The 18,102-nt window shown below is 30.1% G+C and carries 15 protein-coding genes and 1 other RNA gene; 14 read left to right on the forward strand and 2 right to left on the reverse strand.

What is annotated here, in order from left to right:
• Positions 1-4: 4 nt before the first annotated feature.
• The 3 genes from aspS to NT01CX_RS04835 all read left to right on the forward strand — a co-directional run bounded on the left by aspS (position 5) and on the right by NT01CX_RS04835 (position 2,355).
• Complete coding sequence (gene aspS / locus NT01CX_RS04830; protein ID WP_011721926.1) at positions 5-1,786, forward strand: aspartate--tRNA ligase; 1,782 nt, start codon at positions 5-7, stop codon at positions 1,784-1,786.
• 67 nt (positions 1,787-1,853) lie between these two features.
• A non-coding RNA gene (gene ssrS, locus NT01CX_RS12045) (6S RNA) lies at positions 1,854-2,034 on the forward strand.
• 48 nt (positions 2,035-2,082) lie between these two features.
• A complete protein-coding gene (locus NT01CX_RS04835; protein WP_011721927.1) occupies positions 2,083-2,355 on the forward strand; it encodes a metal-sensitive transcriptional regulator in 273 nt (90 codons plus the stop codon).
• Here NT01CX_RS04835 and NT01CX_RS04840 read toward each other — a convergent pair.
• On the reverse strand, positions 2,345-2,782 hold the full coding sequence (locus NT01CX_RS04840; protein ID WP_011721928.1) for a threonine/serine exporter family protein: 438 nt from the start codon (positions 2,780-2,782) through the stop codon (positions 2,345-2,347). The two genes, NT01CX_RS04835 and NT01CX_RS04840, sit on opposite strands and share 11 nt — an antisense overlap.
• Before the next feature lies 1 nt (position 2,783).
• Complete coding sequence (locus NT01CX_RS04845; RefSeq protein ID WP_039242957.1) at positions 2,784-3,551, reverse strand: threonine/serine exporter family protein; 768 nt, start codon at positions 3,549-3,551, stop codon at positions 2,784-2,786.
• A gap of 162 nt (positions 3,552-3,713) precedes the next feature.
• Here NT01CX_RS04845 and glyA point away from each other — a divergent pair, with 162 nt between their 5' ends.
• The 11 genes from glyA (at position 3,714) to NT01CX_RS04900 (ending at position 18,100) form a co-directional block, all read left to right on the forward strand.
• On the forward strand, positions 3,714-4,949 hold the full coding sequence (gene glyA / locus NT01CX_RS04850; protein ID WP_011721930.1) for a serine hydroxymethyltransferase: 1,236 nt from the start codon (positions 3,714-3,716) through the stop codon (positions 4,947-4,949).
• A 511-nt stretch (positions 4,950-5,460) separates the two neighbouring features.
• The gene (nifJ, locus tag NT01CX_RS04855; protein WP_011721931.1) at positions 5,461-8,967 is read left to right on the forward strand and encodes a pyruvate:ferredoxin (flavodoxin) oxidoreductase; all 3,507 of its coding nucleotides are present in this window, start codon (positions 5,461-5,463) and stop codon (positions 8,965-8,967) included.
• A 178-nt stretch (positions 8,968-9,145) separates the two neighbouring features.
• A complete protein-coding gene (locus NT01CX_RS04860; RefSeq protein WP_011721932.1) occupies positions 9,146-9,508 on the forward strand; it encodes a DUF1292 domain-containing protein in 363 nt (120 codons plus the stop codon).
• A 69-nt stretch (positions 9,509-9,577) separates the two neighbouring features.
• Entirely contained in the window at positions 9,578-10,219 is a 642-nt protein-coding gene (locus NT01CX_RS04865) for an HAD-IB family hydrolase (protein ID WP_011721933.1), read from the forward strand.
• A gap of 12 nt (positions 10,220-10,231) precedes the next feature.
• Positions 10,232-11,053: an aminotransferase class IV gene (locus NT01CX_RS04870; protein ID WP_011721934.1), complete on the forward strand. Its 822-nt coding sequence runs from the start codon at positions 10,232-10,234 to the stop codon at positions 11,051-11,053.
• Between the two features lie 101 nt (positions 11,054-11,154).
• Positions 11,155-13,122 carry a glucose PTS transporter subunit IIA gene (locus tag NT01CX_RS04875; protein ID WP_011721935.1) on the forward strand — a complete coding sequence of 656 codons (1,968 nt, stop codon included), beginning with the start codon at positions 11,155-11,157 and terminating at the stop codon, positions 13,120-13,122.
• A 200-nt stretch (positions 13,123-13,322) separates the two neighbouring features.
• A complete protein-coding gene (locus NT01CX_RS04880) occupies positions 13,323-15,290 on the forward strand; it encodes a flagellar assembly protein A (protein ID WP_011721936.1) in 1,968 nt (655 codons plus the stop codon).
• Positions 15,291-15,302: 12 nt separating this feature from the next.
• Positions 15,303-15,755 (forward strand): chemotaxis protein CheW, encoded by a 453-nt coding sequence (locus tag NT01CX_RS04885; protein ID WP_011721937.1) that lies wholly within the window; start codon positions 15,303-15,305, stop codon positions 15,753-15,755.
• Positions 15,756-15,764: 9 nt separating this feature from the next.
• Positions 15,765-16,253 (forward strand): chemoreceptor glutamine deamidase CheD, encoded by a 489-nt coding sequence (locus tag NT01CX_RS04890; RefSeq protein WP_011721938.1) that lies wholly within the window; start codon positions 15,765-15,767, stop codon positions 16,251-16,253.
• A 15-nt stretch (positions 16,254-16,268) separates the two neighbouring features.
• Complete coding sequence (locus NT01CX_RS04895) at positions 16,269-17,330, forward strand: protein-glutamate methylesterase/protein-glutamine glutaminase (RefSeq protein ID WP_011721939.1); 1,062 nt, start codon at positions 16,269-16,271, stop codon at positions 17,328-17,330.
• A gap of 2 nt (positions 17,331-17,332) precedes the next feature.
• The gene (locus NT01CX_RS04900; RefSeq protein ID WP_011721940.1) at positions 17,333-18,100 is read left to right on the forward strand and encodes a CheR family methyltransferase; all 768 of its coding nucleotides are present in this window, start codon (positions 17,333-17,335) and stop codon (positions 18,098-18,100) included.
• Positions 18,101-18,102 lie beyond the last annotated feature (2 nt).

Consider the following 18,102-nt stretch of genomic DNA (forward strand, 5'->3'; position numbering starts at 1 on the left):
AAACATGGCAGAATCCTTAAATGGACTTAAGAGAACTGTAATGTGTGGAGAACTTAGAGAATCTCATATAGGACAAAAACATGTTGTCATGGGATGGGTTCAAAGAAAAAGAAATCTTGGAGGACTAGTTTTCGTAGACCTTAGAGATAGAGAAGGAATACTTCAAGTAGTATTTGGTGAAGAAATAAACAAAGAAGCATTTGAAAAAGCTGATTTAGTAAAACCTGAATACTGTATAGCTGTTGAAGGAGAACTTGTAAGAAGAGAATCTCCTAATGAAGCAATGCCAACAGGTATGGTAGAGTTAAAAGGGCAAAATATAAAAATATTATCTGAATCAGAAACACCACCAATTTACATAAAAGAAGATCTTGATACTGATGAGGCTGTAAGATTAAAGTATAGATACTTAGACCTTAGAAGACCTGATATGCAAAAGATATTCAAGGTTAGACACAAAACTGCAAAGGTTATAAGAGATTTCTTAGATGAAAATGGATTCCTTGAAATGGAAACTCCAATGCTTACAAAGAGTACACCAGAAGGAGCTCGTGACTACTTAGTACCAAGTAGAAACTATCCAGGAATGTTTTATGCGCTTCCACAATCACCACAATTATTTAAGCAATTATTAATGGTATCTGGATACGATAAGTACTTCCAAATAACAAAATGCTTTAGAGATGAAGATTTAAGAGCTAACAGACAACCAGAATTTACTCAAGTAGATATGGAATTATCTTTTGTAGACATGGAAGATGTAATTGCTTTAAATGAAAAGTTAATACAAAAAGTATTTAAAGAAGTAGCAAATGTAGATGTTCAGTTACCAATTCAGAGAATAACTTACAAAGAAGCTATGGATAAATACGGTAGTGATAAACCAGATTTAAGATTTGGTATGGAAATAAATGATATAACTGATGCCGTTAAAGATGTAGACTTTAAAGTATTTAAAGATGCTATAGAAAATGGTGGTAGTGTAAGAGCTATAAAAGCTCCTAATTGTGCAACAATGGGAAGAAAGCAAATTGATAAATTAGGAGAATTTGTAAAGACTTATAAAGCAAAAGGTCTTGCATGGATTGCTTATAAAGAAGATGAAATAAAATCACCAATAGCTAAATTCTTAGGAGAAGAAGGCATAAATAAAGTAATAGAAAGCTTAGATGCAAAAGTTGGAGATTTAATTTTAATAGTTGCTGATAAAGATTCTGTTGTATTACAGTCTCTTGGAGCATTAAGACTTGAAATGGCAAAACGTCTAGAAATATTAAAAGACAATAAAGAATTTAGATTTGCTTGGGTTACAGAATTCCCACTTTTATCTTACAATGAAGAAGAAGATAGATATCAAGCAGAACACCATCCATTTACAATGCCAATGGATGAAGATATAGAGTATTTAGAATCAGATCCAGGAAGAGTTAGAGCTAAAGCATATGACATAGTTTTAAATGGTGAAGAACTAGGTGGAGGAAGTATAAGAATACATGATACTAAACTTCAAGAAAAAATGTTCAATGTTTTAGGATTTACATCAGAAAGTGCATGGGAAAGATTTGGATTCTTATTAGAAGCATTTAAATTTGGACCTCCACCACACGGCGGACTTGCATATGGATTTGATAGAATGATAATGTTCCTTGCTGGAACTGAAAACATAAAGGATGTTATTGCATTCCCTAAGAACCAAAATGCATACTGTCCATTAACTGAAGCACCTAATGTAGTAGATGAAAAGCAATTAGGCGAATTAGGAATCGGTGTACAAAAACAAAAATAATTTTTATTAAGTTTTTAAGAAAAACTTTAATAATATGATATAATTGTAGTATAATATTAGTAAGGATAAGTTCCGACCATATTAGTAATTTAAGTATATATTGACCCAACACTTTTAAAAAAGGGAGTGCTACTCTTTGTGTGAAATGATATTTTAATATTAATTAAAAGACAAGAAGCACAAAGGAGACTCCCACCTGTTATAAAACAGGTTCAACTATTACTTAAATACGGTATGGTGGGAGCTTTTTTATTTTTAAAAAAATATACATATTTGAGTAGGAGAGATTTTAGAAAATGGGAAACAACAAAGATAAAAAAAGAGACATACAAATAAGACTTAGAAAAATTCAAGGACAAGTAAAAGGAATTGAAAATATGATAGAAAGTGAAAATTGTTGTAAAGATATTCTAGTGCAAGTTGCTGCAGTAAGAGCTGCTTTAAATAAAGTTGGAGCTATTATAATTCAAGAATATACTAAAAAATGTTTTGCAAATAGTGAGAATAGTAAGGTTAATGAATTAGAGTTAGATGAACTTGTAAAAACATTAAGTATATTCATGAAGTAATATTCTTTTTTATTACTAAAATAACTTTAGTAACAGAAGATACAAGCATAGTAGCTAATGCAATAGCTCCAGCACTAAATATAGTTTCAATTCCTAAAGATAAAGATTTAGTTGCGTTACCTATAATTGATTGATACATAGTATAATACATTCCTGCACCAGGAACTAACGGAAGTAATGCTACTACTAAAAATACGGTCACTGGAGCTTTAAAAATTCTTGCAACTATTTCCGAATATATGCTAATAACTAATGAGGCTATAAATAGTGAAAATGCTATAGAATGAGTATACTTTTGAGGTAACAAATAAAAATACCAACCAATTCCACCGCCAAGAGCTGCATAGAATAGTCTTTTACCGTGAATATTAAAAAGAATACCAAATCCTAAACTGCAAAAGAGAGAATAAATAGAATTTAAAATCATATCACATACCTCCAAAATAAAACCACAATTTCATGACAATACCAGAGCCGGTTGCAATGGCTACAGCTATAAAAAATGCTTCAATTGCTCTAGAAATTCCAGAAACTAAATCCCCTGCTAAAGTGTCACGTATAGCATTTGTTATAATAAGTCCAGGTACAAGGAGCATTATTGAACCTATAATAATTTTATCTTCATTTACTCCAATTCCTAAGTGTATACTTATAATTGCAATTAAAGAAGCTATAGCCCCTCCAAGACAATTGATAAAAAATTCATTTATTTTTATACTATTCAGTATTATGCATATAACTTTAATTATTACACCAATAAATAGAGATACAAAAAAGTCTCTAATATTTCCTCCGAATAAAAGAGTAAAAAAACCTGCACTAAAAGAACTAGCTAAAATCAATAATTTTTTATTGTATTCAGGAGAATTATCAATTTCTTTTAGTCTTTCTTCAACATAATTAAGAGAAGGGCAAGTACTCACAATTTCTCTTGATAGAGCATTTATTTTATCAACTTTTTCAAGATTAATGCTTCTGTAATTAATTTTTCGAATTAATGAAATAGTTTTATTATTTTCATCTGTTATAGATAACATTATTCCTGTAGGTGTAACAAAGCTATCTGCATTTTTTACTTTAAGACCATAACATATTTTGGTCATGGTTTCCTCTACTCTAGATGTTTCACCACCGTTTTGAAGAATTATTCTTCCTGCTTCTGCAGCTAAATATAGTATTTTATTGCTAGTATCCATAAAAAACAATCCTTCCTAAAAACAAAAAATATAGAATAATTATATCATAATTTTGGAATAATAACTTAAATTTTTACTATTAATTTATCATAGTGAAATAGGTTGAAAATTTTACACTAAAACATTATAATTTAATTCAATAAAGGTCTGGAGGTAGATAAAATGAATTTCGATAATTTGGCATTAACAGATAAAGAAATTTTTAACATAATACAATTAGAAAATAACCGTCAAAATAATACTATAGAACTTATAGCATCAGAAAACTTTGCTAGTAAATCAGTAATGGAGGCTATGGGCTCTCAGCTTACAAACAAATATGCTGAAGGATATCCAAGTAAGAGATATTATGGTGGATGTGAAGAAGTTGATAAAATAGAGAGCTTAGCAATAGAAAGATTAAAAAAGATTTTCGGCTGTGAACATGCAAACGTTCAACCACACTCAGGTTCTCAAGCAAATATGGCAGTTTATCTTTCAGTTTTAGAGCCAGGAGACACAATAATGGGAATGAACTTAAGCCATGGAGGACATTTAACTCATGGAAGTCCTGTTAATTTTTCAGGAAGATTATTTAACTTTGTAGCTTATGGAGTAAATAAAGAAACTGAATTAATTAATTATGATGAAGTAAGATCTCTTGCCCTACAACATAAACCTAAGATGATAGTTGCAGGTGCTAGTGCATATTCAAGAGTAATAGATTTTAAAAGATTAAAACAAATATGTGATGAAGTTGGGGCATACTTTATGGTAGATATGGCACATATTGCAGGACTTATAGCTGCAGGATACCATCCATCACCAGTACCATATGCTGATTTTGTAACAACAACTACACATAAAACATTAAGAGGACCTAGAGGAGGAGCTATACTTTGCAAGGAAAAATATGCAAAACAAGTAGATAAGGCTATATTTCCAGGAATTCAAGGTGGTCCATTAATGCACGTAATAGCTGCAAAAGCTGTATGTTTTGGAGAAGCATTAAAAGATGATTATAAAAATTATATTGAGCAAGTTGTTAAAAATGCAAAAGTATTAGAAGAAGAATTAAAGAAATATGATTTTAAATTAGTATCAGGGGGAACTGATAATCACTTACTTTTAATTGATTTAACTAATAAAGATATAACTGGTAAAGATGCAGAAAAGTTACTAGATAGTATAGGAATTACAGTTAACAAAAACACTATACCATTTGAAACTAAAAGTCCTTTTGTAACTAGTGGAATTAGAATAGGCACTCCAGCAGTAACAACAAGAGGTTTTAAAGAAGAAGAAATGAAAGAGATAGCATACTTAATAAATTATGTTATTGAAAATAGAGATTCTGATTTATCAGAAGCAAAAAATAAAGTAAAAGAAATATGTAGTAGACATATACTATATAAATAATTATAATAGAGTTAAAGACAATAAATGATATATTAATGAAAAAGTACATTAAAAATAAAAGATTGTTAAAATTTTGATAAATAAAAGTTGAATTATTTATTAAAATTAAATATAATTGTTTAAGAGATACAGAACTAAGTGGAAAATACTTATAAAATTAATGAAAATTATAAATAAATCTAGGTTTATTTATAATTTTCAAAGATATTAACCTGTGTCCTATTTTACATAATAATTATTATTGTGTTAAAATACTCATGATAGTGATAAAGAATCTTAATATATGATATAATATTTTTGAAAAAGGATAACACAAATTTGAAAAAGTGTACAACCTATGATAAATTATATGTTAAAATATATTAAAAAAGATTCTAAAAAAGCTTATTAATATATATTTAAGCATATATAAGTATATATTTTTATAAATTAAATATATTGTTAATAAAATAACCTACTATATAAAAATACTACATAGTAAGGTAAAATTATATAGAAAGAGGGTATACCAATGGCAAAAATGAAAACAATGGATGGTAATACTGCTGCTGCATATACATCATATGCCTTTACTGATGTTACAGCAATATATCCAATCACACCTTCATCTCCAATGGCTGAAAGCGTTGATGAATGGAGCGCACAAGGAAAGAAAAACTTATTTGGTCAAACTGTAAAAGTTATGGAATTACAATCTGAAGCTGGTGCATCAGCAGCAGTTCATGGTTCACTTCAAAGTGGAGCATTAACTACTACTTACACTGCATCTCAAGGATTACTATTAATGATTCCTAACATGTACAAAATTGCTGGTGAATTATTACCATCAGTATTCCATGTAAGTGCTAGAGCTTTAGCATCACATGCATTATCAATCTTTGGTGATCACCAAGATGTAATGGCTGCAAGACAAACTGGATTCGCATTACTTGCTTCAAATAGTGTACAAGAATCTATGGATTTAGCAGCTGTAGCTCACCTTGCAGCATTAAAAGGAAGAGTACCATTCGTACATTTCTTTGATGGATTCAGAACTTCTCACGAAATTCAAAAAGTTGAATTATTAGACTATGAAGATTTAAGAGGATTAATAGATCAAGATGCTCTTAAAGCATTCAGAAACAATGCTTTAAGCCCAGAACATCCTGTAACTAGAGGAACAGCTCAAAACCCTGATATATTCTTCCAAGCTAGAGAAGCTTCTAACAAATACTACAATGCAATCCCTGGTATCGTAGAAGAATACATGGGAGAAATCAACAAAATAACAGGAAGAGATTACAAGCTATTCAACTACTATGGTGCTGAAGATGCTGATAGAGTAATCGTTGCTATGGGTTCAGGTTGTGAAACTATAGAAGAAGTTGTAGATTACTTAAGTGCTAGAGGAGAAAAAGTAGGTTTAGTAAAAGTTCACTTATACAGACCATTCTCTAAAGAACATTTAATAAATGCAGTACCAAAGACAGTTAAGAAAATAGCTGTTTTAGATAGAACAAAAGAACCAGGTGCACTTGGTGAACCATTATACTTAGATGTTAAATCTGCATTCTATGATGTAGAAAACAAACCAGTAATCGTTGGTGGTAGATATGGATTAGGTTCAAAAGATACAACTCCAGGACAAATGGCTGCTGTATTTGAAAACCTAAAACAAGATGAGCCAAAAAATAACTTCACATTAGGAATTAATGATGACGTTACTCATACATCACTTGAAACAGTTGAAGGAATAGACGTAGTTGCTGAAGGAACTACTGCATGTAAATTCTGGGGACTTGGATCAGACGGTACTGTTGGTGCTAACAAGAGCGCTATCAAAATCATCGGAGACCATACAGACATGTATGCTCAAGGATATTTTGCATATGACTCTAAAAAATCTGGTGGTATAACAATTTCTCACTTAAGATTTGGTAAATCACCAATTAAATCACCTTACTTAATCCAAACTCCACACTTTGTTGCATGTCATAACCAATCATATGTTAACAAATATGATGTATTAGAAGGATTAAGAGATAACGGAAACTTCTTACTTAACTGTATCTGGAACCAAGAAGAAGTTGAAGAACACTTACCAGCTCATATGAAGAGATATATTGCTAACCACAATATCAACTTCTACACAATTGATGCTGTTAAAATAGCTCAAGAAATCGGACTAGGCGGAAGAATCAACATGATCATGCAAGCTGCATTCTTCAAACTAGCTAACATCATTCCTATAGAAGACGCTGTTAAATACTTAAAAGACGCAGTTGTAACTTCTTACGGTAAAAAAGGTGAAAAAGTTGTTAACATGAACCACGCTGCAATAGATCAAGGTGTAGGCGCTATCGTTAAAGTAGAAGTTCCTGAATCTTGGAAAACTGCAGAAGATAAGAAAGTTGAAGAAAAAGACGTTCCTGAGTTCATTTCAAAAATTCTTGAACCAATGAACAGACAAAAAGGTGATGAACTTCCAGTAAGTGCTTTCGAAGGCATGGAAGATGGTACATTCCCTAACGGAACTGCTGCATATGAAAAGAGAGGAATCGCAATTAGCGTACCTGAATGGAGCATGGAAAATTGTATCCAATGTAACCAATGTTCATATGTTTGTCCTCACGCTGTAATCAGACCAACATTATTAACTGAGGAAGAATACAACAATAAACCAGAAGGATTCAAAGCTGTAGAAGCTAAAGGAATCAAAGGTGAAAAATTATACTATGCAATGAACGTTAGTGTTCTTGACTGTACTGGTTGCGGAAACTGTGCTGAAGTTTGTCCAGCTCCAACTAAAGCTTTAGTTATGAAACCAGCTGCAACTCAAGAAGCAGAACAAGCTAACTATGACTACGCTCAAACTTTATCTGTTAAAGAAAATCCAATGGATAAATACACAGTTAAAGGTAGCCAATTTGAAAAACCACTTCTTGAATTCCACGGTGCTTGTGGTGGATGTGGAGAAGCTGCATACGCTAAACTTATAACTCAATTATTTGGTGACAGAATGATGATAGCTAACGCTACAGGATGTACATCAATTTGGGGAGGATCAGCTCCTGCAACTCCATACACTAAAAACCACGAAGGAAAAGGACCTGCTTGGGCTAACTCTTTATTCGAAGATAACGCTGAATATGGTCTTGGAATGGCTTTAGGTGTATCTACTATAAGAACAAACATGGAAAACGTAGCTAAAGAAGCTATGGAAGAAGTAAGTGCTGAATTAAAATCTGCATTACAAGAATGGGTAGATAATAAAGAAGATGCTGAAGGATCTAAGAAAGCAGCAGCTAAATTATTACCATTATTAGAAGCAGAAAAATCAAATGCAAAAGTAGCTGAAATATTAGAAAACAAAGACTTCTTAATCAAGAGATCTCAATGGATCTTTGGTGGAGACGGTTGGGCATACGATATCGGATACGGTGGAGTTGACCACGCTCTAGCATCAGGAGAAGACATAAACATCTTCGTATTTGATACAGAAGTTTACTCAAATACAGGTGGACAATCTTCTAAATCAACTCGTACAGGTGCGGTTGCTAAATTCGCAGCAGCAGGTAAGAGAACTAAGAAGAAAGATCTTGGCTTAATGGCTATGACTTATGGATATGTTTACGTTGCTCAAATAGCTATGGGATCTGACAAGAACCAAACTATAAAAGCAATTAAAGAAGCAGAAGCTTATCCAGGTCCATCATTAATAATCGCTTATGCTCCATGTATCAACCACGGATTAAAAGTTGGAATGGCTTGCTCTCAATTAGAAGAGAAAAAAGCTGTTGATTGTGGATATTGGGGATTATACAGATATAACCCACAATTAAAAGAAGAAGGAAAGAACCCATTCATATTAGATTCTAAAGAACCTAAGGGTAACTTTAAAGACTTCTTATTAGGCGAAGTTAGATATGCATCATTAAAGAAAGCTCGTCCAGAACAAGCTGATGAGTTATATGCTCAAACTGAAAAAGATGCTATGGAAAGACTTGAAACTTATAAGAGATTAGCTGAAGATAAATAATCTGTTATAAATATATTAAAGGACATTTCTAGTTTTAGAAATGTCCTTTTTATTTATAAACTTTACATAAATTAATTTATTTATATAAAATTCAAAAAAACACTTTTAATATTTCTTAATTAAGGTTACAATAAACATATTGCTATAAACATAAAATGAAAAACATAGGAGGTACAATATGGATAAAGAAAAATTACACGATTGTGCTTGTGGTGGACATGATCACGATCATAATCACGGAGACTGCGGATGCGGTGGACATGATCATGAACATGAAGCTTGTGGATGCGGATGTCATGAACACGAAAGCCTTATTGTAGAATTAGAAGATGAAAATGGTAACACAGTTCCATGCGAAGTAATAGATGGCTTTGAATATAAAGAAAATGAATATGCTCTTGTACAAAACCCAGAGGATAATTCAGTTTATCTTTTTAAAGTTATAGGTGAAGGTGAAGAAGGACAATTAGTTGTACCAGATGATAATGAATTTAATGAAGTTACAGCTTACTATGAAACTTTACTAGAAAACGAAGAATAATACTGAAAAGTCGTTGCATTTGCATCGGCTTTTTTCTTGATAAAATCCGCATTAACTAGGAGTGGTACAGTGGAGAAATTAGGAATATTTGATGTAGATTTTACCCTTACAAAAAAGGAAACATTAATACAACTTTATCTATTTATGTTAAAAAGGAATATAGGATTAATAAAATATATTCCAAGAAACATAATGGCGGGTATTTTTTATGGAATAGGAATTTATGATGCAGAAAAATCAAAAGAAACTTTTATTAAATTTTTAGATGGAATAAATGAAGCTGATATGAAGAATTTAGTTAAGGAATTTTATGAAGAAAGATTAAGTAAAATTTTATATAAAGATGCTATAGATACTATAAAAAAGTTAAAAAAGCAAGGATATAAAATATATTTAATATCTGCATCACCAGAAGTATATTTAGAAGAACTTTATAATATAAAAGAAGTAGACAAGATAATAGGTACAAAATTAAAAGTGGAAAATGGGATATATAAAAGTGCTATTGAAGGATCAAATAATAAGGGAGAAGAGAAGGTAAGACGACTTAAAGAAGTCTTAAAAGAGGAAAATATAGAAGTTGACTTTAAAAATTCCTATATGTTTTCTGACTCACTTGCAGACCTTCCTTTATTTAAATTAGTAGGAAATCCTTATCTTATTAACTCTAAAAAGAGTTATAATAATATTAAAAGATTAGAATGGAAGTAAGGTGATAGGGTAATGAAAGAATGTTATGGTGAAAAGTTTATAGTTAATAACACTATAAAAGATATAGAAGAGTTTAATGATAAATATTTAAGAGAAGGTAAATCATTATATGAAGTTATGAGAATTATAGATGGTGTACCTATATTTTTAGAAGATCATCTATTAAGACTTTATAATTCTTCTAAAATGACAGAACTTGGGGTTTGGATGGAAAAAGATGAAATAAAAAATAATATACAAAAGCTTTGTGAGATAAATAATAATAAAAATGCTAATGTAAAAATTATATTTAACTATAATAAAGGAATAAAAACCTTTGTATGTTATTTTATAGAGTCAATATATCCAACAGAAGATATGTATGAAAACGGGGTTAAAACTTCATTTTATTGTGCAGAAAGAGAAAATCCTAATATAAAAATCGTAAATCAAAACCTAAGAGATGAAACCAACAAAATCATCCAAGAAACAGGTGTTTATGAAGTAATATTAGTAAATAAAGATGGATATATAACAGAAGGAAGTAGATCTAATATATTCATGATAAAAGATGGAAAAGTAATAACTTCTCCTATAATTGAAGTTCTTCCAGGAATTACGCGAAAATATATAATAAAAGCTTGTATTAATCTTGGATACCAAGTTATAGAAAAAAGAATTAACTATAAAAATATAGATGATGTAGATGGATTATTTATATCTAGTACATCACCAAAAGTTCTTCCTATATCCATGGTAAATGAAAGCAAGTTTGATGCTAAAAATGAAATTATTCAAAATATAAGACATGAATATGACAATATTATAAACAATTATATAAAAAGTAATGGGTAATAAAAACATGAGTAAATCTCATGTTTTTATTTTTATTTATTGGGAAAACTAACATCGAGGATTGCTTAATGAAAATATTAAGCAAAGAAAGGAGGAAGAGAATGAGTAGTAATAACAAAGGAAAAGGTAAGGTATTTGCCACTCTTCAAAAAATAGGTAAATCCTTGATGTTACCAGTATCAGTACTACCAGCAGCAGGAATTCTCCTAAGAATTGGTCAAGATGATCTTCTTGGAAGATATGGAGTTATATTTAAAAACTTAGCTACTGCAGGTGATGCTATTTTCACAAATTTACCACTTATATTTGCAGTTGGAGTTGCAATAGGATTTTCAGGTGGAGAAGCAGTTGCATCTCTAGCAGCAGTTATTGGTCAGCTTATATTACAAGCAGTTTTATTAGAAATGGGTAAAAGATTTGGTGTACCAATAAATATGGGTGTATTTGGAGGAATAATAATAGGGCTTATAGCAGCTATTTTATATAATAAATATCATGATATAAAACTTCCTCAGGTTTTAGGTTTCTTTGGAGGAAAAAGATTTGTACCTATTATAACCTCATTTGCATCATTAATATTTGCGGTAATAGGTGCAACTATTTGGCAACCTATACAAAATGTAATAAATATATTTGCAAAGTGGGCTAGTACATCAATATTTGGTCCTGCATTTTATGCGGCAGGAAAAAGACTTTTAATACCACTTGGACTTCATCATATGTATTATCCACCATTTTTATATCAATTTGGTGAGTATACTGTAAAGGGTATTAAATATTTTGGTGATACAGCTAGATATTTTCATGGAGATCCAACAGCAGGATTTTTCATGGCATCAGAATATCCTGTAGTCATGTTTGGACTTCCAGGAGCTGCAATTGCTATAATAGCTGCAGCTAAAAAGGAAAATAGAAAAAAAGTTTCTGGAATAATGGTATCAGCAGCTTTTGTAGCATTTCTAACAGGAATTACAGAGCCAATCGAATTTACATTTATATTTGTTGCTCCAATATTGTTTGCTTTCCACGTAATAGCAGCATTTTGCTCAGGAATAATAACTAGTTTATTAAAAATAAGACTAGGGTATACTTTTTCTGCATCCTTTATTGATTATTTATTAGGATTTAAGTTTGCAGGTAGACCATGGCTTATATGGCTAGTTGGAATAGTATTTTTTGCATTATATTTTGTTGTATTTTATTTTGCAATTAAAACTTTCAACATTAAAACACCAGGCAGAGAAGATGAAAGTGAATATTTTGATCCAAAATTAAAAGAAGTTAAAGGTTCAGAAAAAGCAAAAAGAGTATTAAATGCTATAGGAGGAAAAGATAATATTGAAGTTCTAGATGCCTGTATAACAAGACTTAGATTAACATTAAAAGATCCTTCTAGAGTAGATAAAGGAGCCTTAAAGGCATTAGGTGCTGCTGGAGTGTTAGAAGCAGGAAATAACGTTCAAGCTATATTTGGAACAGAAGCAGAAAAAATAAAAGACTCTATGAAAGCTATAATAGAAAGAGGAGAAGATACTGTAATAGTAGATGATTTAGAAGAGGAAAAAGAAGAAATAGTAGAAGATACTAAAGAAGATTCTAAAGCTTTATCAAAACAAACTTTAGAGATTTTAAATCCATTAAAAGGAGAAATAATAGATATAACTAAAGTACCAGATGAAGTGTTTTCAAGTAAGGCATTAGGAGATGGGTTTGCTATAAATCCATTAGGTAATGAAGTGGTGTCTCCTATAGATGGAGAAATTGCAGTATTGTTCCCAACAAAACACGCTGTTGCTATAAAAGGTGACAATGGACTTGAGATGCTAGTTCATATTGGAATAGATACAGTAAACTTAAATGGAGAAGGATTTACAGCTCATGTATCTCAAGGAGACAAAGTAAAACAAGGAGATTTATTAGTTGAGTTTGATAAAGAAATAATAGAATCAAAAGCCAAATCATCAATAACTCCTGTTGTTATAACAAATATGGACTTTGTAGAGAGTCTAGATATTTCCTATGGTGAGAAAGAAAAAGGAGAAAAGGTAGTAACAATAAAAACAAATTAGTAGTAATAATAAATTTATATATTAGCAAAAAAGAAGTGGAAATTATAACCACTTCTTTTTTATGTTTAATTATAATATTGAAGGTGACTTTTTATTTATTTATAAAGAATATACATAAAAATACGATAAAATATGTAAAACAGTTAATAAATATATGGTATACTTTTCTTAGAATAATAAATTTAGGGAGTTGTTGTTTGATGCAAAATATATTTACAGCTAGAACTTTAGAAGAGTGTTTACAATTGGCATCACAAAAATTAAATTTAGAAAAACAAGAAATAGATTATGAAATACTTGAAGAAAGACAAGGTATTTTTATAAAAAAAGTTACTATTTCTGTAAAATCATTAAAAAACAATAAAAAAAATAATGAAAAATATATTAAAATAGAAAATAAAGAAGAAAATAGTGAAAATATAGATGGTACAGTTATGATTAAAAAAGGAAAGATAGTAGTTAAGAATCCTAGAAAAAAAGGGAAGGCAGCTGTTATACTTCCTAATAATAATGTAACTGTACTTGTAGATGGAGTAGCAGTTATAAATAAAAAAGAAGTTTATGAAGACAATGTAATAGATGTATTATTTGAAGAGAATACTGCGCAAAGAGTGTTAAATATAGAAACATCTAATAGTGTAATGGAAGCATATGTAACTGTTAAATATATGCCTGAGAATATATATGAGTTAAATGATACTGAAGAAAAGCATAAATTACAAATAACTCCTATAATAAAAGAACAAAAGTATCCAAAGCCCTATACTATTGATGAAATTAAAGAAATATTACTTTCAAAAGGAATTAAAGCTGGAATAATAAAAGAAAGATTATATGAGTTAACACAATTAAAGGATACAGAAGAATTATTAGTAGCTAAAGGTATAAAACCTATAAATGGTATAGATGATAAAGTTAATATAAATTTTGAAACTAATAGTGCTAAAAAATTCAGACAGGATAAAAATGGTAATGTAGATTACAAAAGTATAGGAATAGTTAAAGAAGTCAAGGTTGGAGAAGTTTTGGCAACAATAGAAAAGGGAATAGAAGGTAAGGATGGCATAGATATAAGAGGAATAGTTAAAAAACATGTTCCAGGGAAAAAGGTAAAGTTAAAGATAGGACAAGGATGTAAGTTTAAAGATGAAAATACAGTGGTTTCAACCATAGAAGGAAAACCTTCCTTAAAGGGTGGAGTTATTTGTGTAAATAAAGTACATCACATAGAAAAAGATGTTGATATAACAACAGGAAATGTAGATTTTGTTGGAGATGTTTTAATTTATGGAAATGTAAAAGAAGGAATGAAAGTTAATTGTGGTCAAAATCTTACAGTAAATAGAAATATAGAACATGCAAAAATTTATTCTAAACAAGATATGGATATCTTAGGTAATGTAATAAATTCAGAACTTTATGCAGGTGGAAATAATATTTTTAAATTAAATAAGCTTAATATTTTAGAAAAATTAAATTCTGGAATTAATGAATTGATAGGTACAGTAGAGCATATTAAAAAGTTTAACCTACTAGGAAAGAAGGTTAGAGATGGAGAAATATTAAAAGTGCTACTGGAAAATAAATTTAAATATATAGATGAATTATGCGTAGAGTTTTCAAAAACATTAATTGAAACCGATAGTAATGAAGAAAAATTGCTAAGTAATTTTATAAATAAAAAATTAATAGGTATAGGTCCTTTTAGCATTAAAAATGTTAAAGAATTACAATTGTTTACAATAAGAATAAATAAAGTTGTAGATGATATAAAAAATAGTTTAACTATGCCTGTAACTATGAGTGTTAGTTATTGTCAAGATTCTATTTTGAAATGTTCGGGTAATATAGTTATTACTGGAAAGGGAGAGTATGTATCTGAAATAATCTCTCATGGAAATGTAGAATTTATAGCAAGTGGAAGTATTGCCAGAGGCGGAACAATAAAAGCTGAAAAAGAAATAAAGTGCAAAGAAGTAGGTAGTGAAGGAGGAGTATCCACTAAGCTTATAGTAGGACCTAAAGGACATATATGGGTTGATATTGCTTATCAAAATACAAGATTTGTAGTAGGAGAAAAGGAATATATACTAGAAATTCCAAGCAAAGAAATTCATGCTTACTTGGGAGACGATGGTGAAATAATTGTAGATAAATTTGTGTTATAGGAGGAAATACTAATGGAGAATAAGGAAATAAAAGTATTAATTTTCAAAATAAATAATCAATATTATGCAACAGATATTAAAGAAGTAGAAAGAATTTTAGGATACGAGGTTCCGACGAATCTTCCGGATTCTCCAGAATTTATTGAAGGAGTAATAAATCATGAAGGTAATATATTACCTGTAATGAGTATAGCTAAAAAATTTAATATACAGGAAAGTGATAATAAAAAAAATGCAAAAATAGTAGTTATAAAAGAGGTGCAAAATAAAATTGGAGTTATTGTAGATGTTGTATCAGAGGTAAGAAATATATATCTTAAAGATATAGAACAGCCTCCAGAAATCATATCAGAAGTATCTAAAAGATATATAGAAGGGTTAATAAAATTAGAAAACAAAATAATAATTTTTTTGAACCTTGGTAAAATATTGACCGATGAAGAAAGAGAGGCCATTCTTAATTAGGGGGATATAATGAATAAAGATGAAATAAGGATAGGTATCGCAGACTTAAATGTTGCATTACCTCCCAAAAAACTTATAACAGTAGGGCTTGGTTCTTGTATTGGAATAGCCTTATATGATTCTATTAAAAAAATAGGTGGACTTGCACATATAATGCTTCCAGATAGCACTCAGTTTTCAAATGTAAGTAATCCTATGAAATTTGCAGATCTTGCAATACCAATGCTTCTAGAAAAAATGGAGAAACAAGGAGCTGTTAAAAGACATCTAAAAGCAAAAATTGCAGGGGGAGCTTCTATGTTTAACTTTTCAGATAAGAGTATGATAATGGATATAGGAAATAGAAATAGTAAGTCAGTGAAAAAAGTTTTAGGAGAATATGGAATACCAATTATCAGTGAAGATACTGGTGGAAACAAAGGAAGAACTATGATATTTAGTACAGAAGATGGAATGGTGGAAATAAGAACAGTGGGAATGGGAATAAGAGCAATATAAATGGAGTGAAGTGTTTTGGAAAAAATAAAAGTAATAGTTGTGGATGATTCAGCACTTATGAGAAAAATTATATCAGACATGATAAACATGCAACCAGATATGGAAGTTATATGTACAGCCAGAAATGGGGAAGACCTAATAAAAAAGCTTGAAACTGAAAAGCCAGATGTAATAACTTTAGATATCGAAATGCCAAAAATGAATGGAATGGAAACATTGCATGAAATGAAGATTAAAAAATATAAAATACCAACAATCATGTTAAGTAGTGTTTCAAAAGAAGGAACTAAACTTACAATGGAATGTCTCCATAATGGAGCCTTTGATTTTATAGCAAAGCCTTCTGGAGCTATATCACTGGATATTGAAAAGGTTGGTGATGAATTGGTAAGTAAAATTAGGGTTTCTAAAAGCAAAAACAATTTTAAAATTAAAAGAAATATAGACAAAAGTGCTTTATCAAAAACTAAAATAAGAAGGATGCCAAGCAAAGTAGGAACGTCAAATATAGAAGCAGTTGTTATAGGGGCATCTACAGGAGGACCCAAAGCATTATACAAAGTTATAACAGAGCTTCCTGAAAAATTAGGTGTTCCAATATTTGTAGTACAACATATGCCAGTAGGTTTTACAAAAGCCTTTGCAGATAGGCTTGATGCTAACAGCAAAATAAAAGTTATTGAAGCATCAGAAGGTGACATTATTAAGAAAGATGTAGTGTATGTTGCAAAGGGTGGATCTCATATGGAAATAACAAAGGACAAAAAGATACACTTATCTGAGGAGCCACCAATATGGGGAGTTAGACCTGCTGTTGACAAGCTATTTATATCTGCGGCTAAAGTATATGGTTCTCATGTTTTAAGTGTAGTTTTAACTGGTATGGGAAGAGATGGTGCAGAAGGAACAAAAGTTATAAAAGACCTTGGAGGAATGACAATTTCAGAAGATAAAGATACTTGCACTATATATGGTATGCCTAAAGCTGCCTTTGAAACTGGAAAGGTTGATTATGTACTTCCCATTTATGAAATTTCAGAGGCTATAGCTAAAAATACTATAGGCAGTGGGAGGTAAAAATGGATTTAAAAGATTTTGAAAAATGGGCATTTAAAGAATTTAAAATAGATCTTTCAGCATATAAATCTAATCAACTCCACAGAAGAATATTAAGCTTAATGTCAAGAGTTGGGGTTAAAACCGTAGATGATTATGTAGAACTTTTAAAGAAAGACGGAGAACAAAGACAAAAATTTTTAGATTTCATAACTATAAATGTAACTGAATTTTTTAGAAATCCAGATATATTTAATGATTTAAAAAGCAAAATAGAAAATGATTTAATAAAGAATGAAAGAAATTTAAAAATATGGAGTGCCGCATGTTCTATAGGAGCAGAACCATATTCTATAGCAATAATATTAGACAATTTAATTTCAAAAGGAAATCATAAAATTTTAGCTACCGATATAGATAATAATATCCTAGAGAGAGCTAAAAGAGGAGAATACACTAAAGGTGAAATAAAAAATGTAAGAAGTGAATATATAAGAAAATATTTCAAAGAAGAAGAGGATAAATACATAATAAGTCCTAAAATAAAAAAAATGGTTACCTTTAAAAAACATGACTTAATACTGGATAGTTATGAAAGAAATTTTGATTTAATAGTATGCAGAAATGTAGTAATCTATTTTAATCAAGATGTAAAAGATGCTATTTATAAAAAGTTTAGTGACTCTTTGAAAAAAGGAGGATTGTTATTTGTAGGTGCCACGGAAAGTATATATAATTATAGAGATTATGGTTTCGAAAAAGCTTCTACATTCATATATAAGAAACTATAGGG

It is taken from the genome of Clostridium novyi NT, assembly GCF_000014125.1.
Taxonomy (GTDB): domain Bacteria; phylum Bacillota; class Clostridia; order Clostridiales; family Clostridiaceae; genus Clostridium_H; species Clostridium_H novyi.

Bases quoted from the DNA above. Each gene is read 5' to 3' on its own strand.
- aspS (WP_011721926.1), top strand. From the start codon at position 5: ATGGCAGAATCCTTAAATGGACTTAAGAGAACTGTAATGTGTGGAGAA.
- NT01CX_RS04835 (WP_011721927.1), top strand. From the start codon at position 2,083: ATGGGAAACAACAAAGATAAAAAAAGAGACATACAAATAAGACTTAGA.
- NT01CX_RS04840 (WP_011721928.1), bottom strand. From the start codon at position 2,782: ATGATTTTAAATTCTATTTATTCTCTCTTTTGCAGTTTAGGATTTGGT.
- NT01CX_RS04845 (WP_039242957.1), bottom strand. From the start codon at position 3,551: ATGGATACTAGCAATAAAATACTATATTTAGCTGCAGAAGCAGGAAGA.
- glyA (WP_011721930.1), top strand. From the start codon at position 3,714: ATGAATTTCGATAATTTGGCATTAACAGATAAAGAAATTTTTAACATA.
- nifJ (WP_011721931.1), top strand. From the start codon at position 5,461: ATGGCAAAAATGAAAACAATGGATGGTAATACTGCTGCTGCATATACA.
- NT01CX_RS04860 (WP_011721932.1), top strand. From the start codon at position 9,146: ATGGATAAAGAAAAATTACACGATTGTGCTTGTGGTGGACATGATCAC.
- NT01CX_RS04870 (WP_011721934.1), top strand. From the start codon at position 10,232: ATGAAAGAATGTTATGGTGAAAAGTTTATAGTTAATAACACTATAAAA.
- NT01CX_RS04875 (WP_011721935.1), top strand. From the start codon at position 11,155: ATGAGTAGTAATAACAAAGGAAAAGGTAAGGTATTTGCCACTCTTCAA.
- NT01CX_RS04880 (WP_011721936.1), top strand. From the start codon at position 13,323: ATGCAAAATATATTTACAGCTAGAACTTTAGAAGAGTGTTTACAATTG.
- NT01CX_RS04885 (WP_011721937.1), top strand. From the start codon at position 15,303: ATGGAGAATAAGGAAATAAAAGTATTAATTTTCAAAATAAATAATCAA.
- NT01CX_RS04890 (WP_011721938.1), top strand. From the start codon at position 15,765: ATGAATAAAGATGAAATAAGGATAGGTATCGCAGACTTAAATGTTGCA.
- NT01CX_RS04900 (WP_011721940.1), top strand. From the start codon at position 17,333: ATGGATTTAAAAGATTTTGAAAAATGGGCATTTAAAGAATTTAAAATA.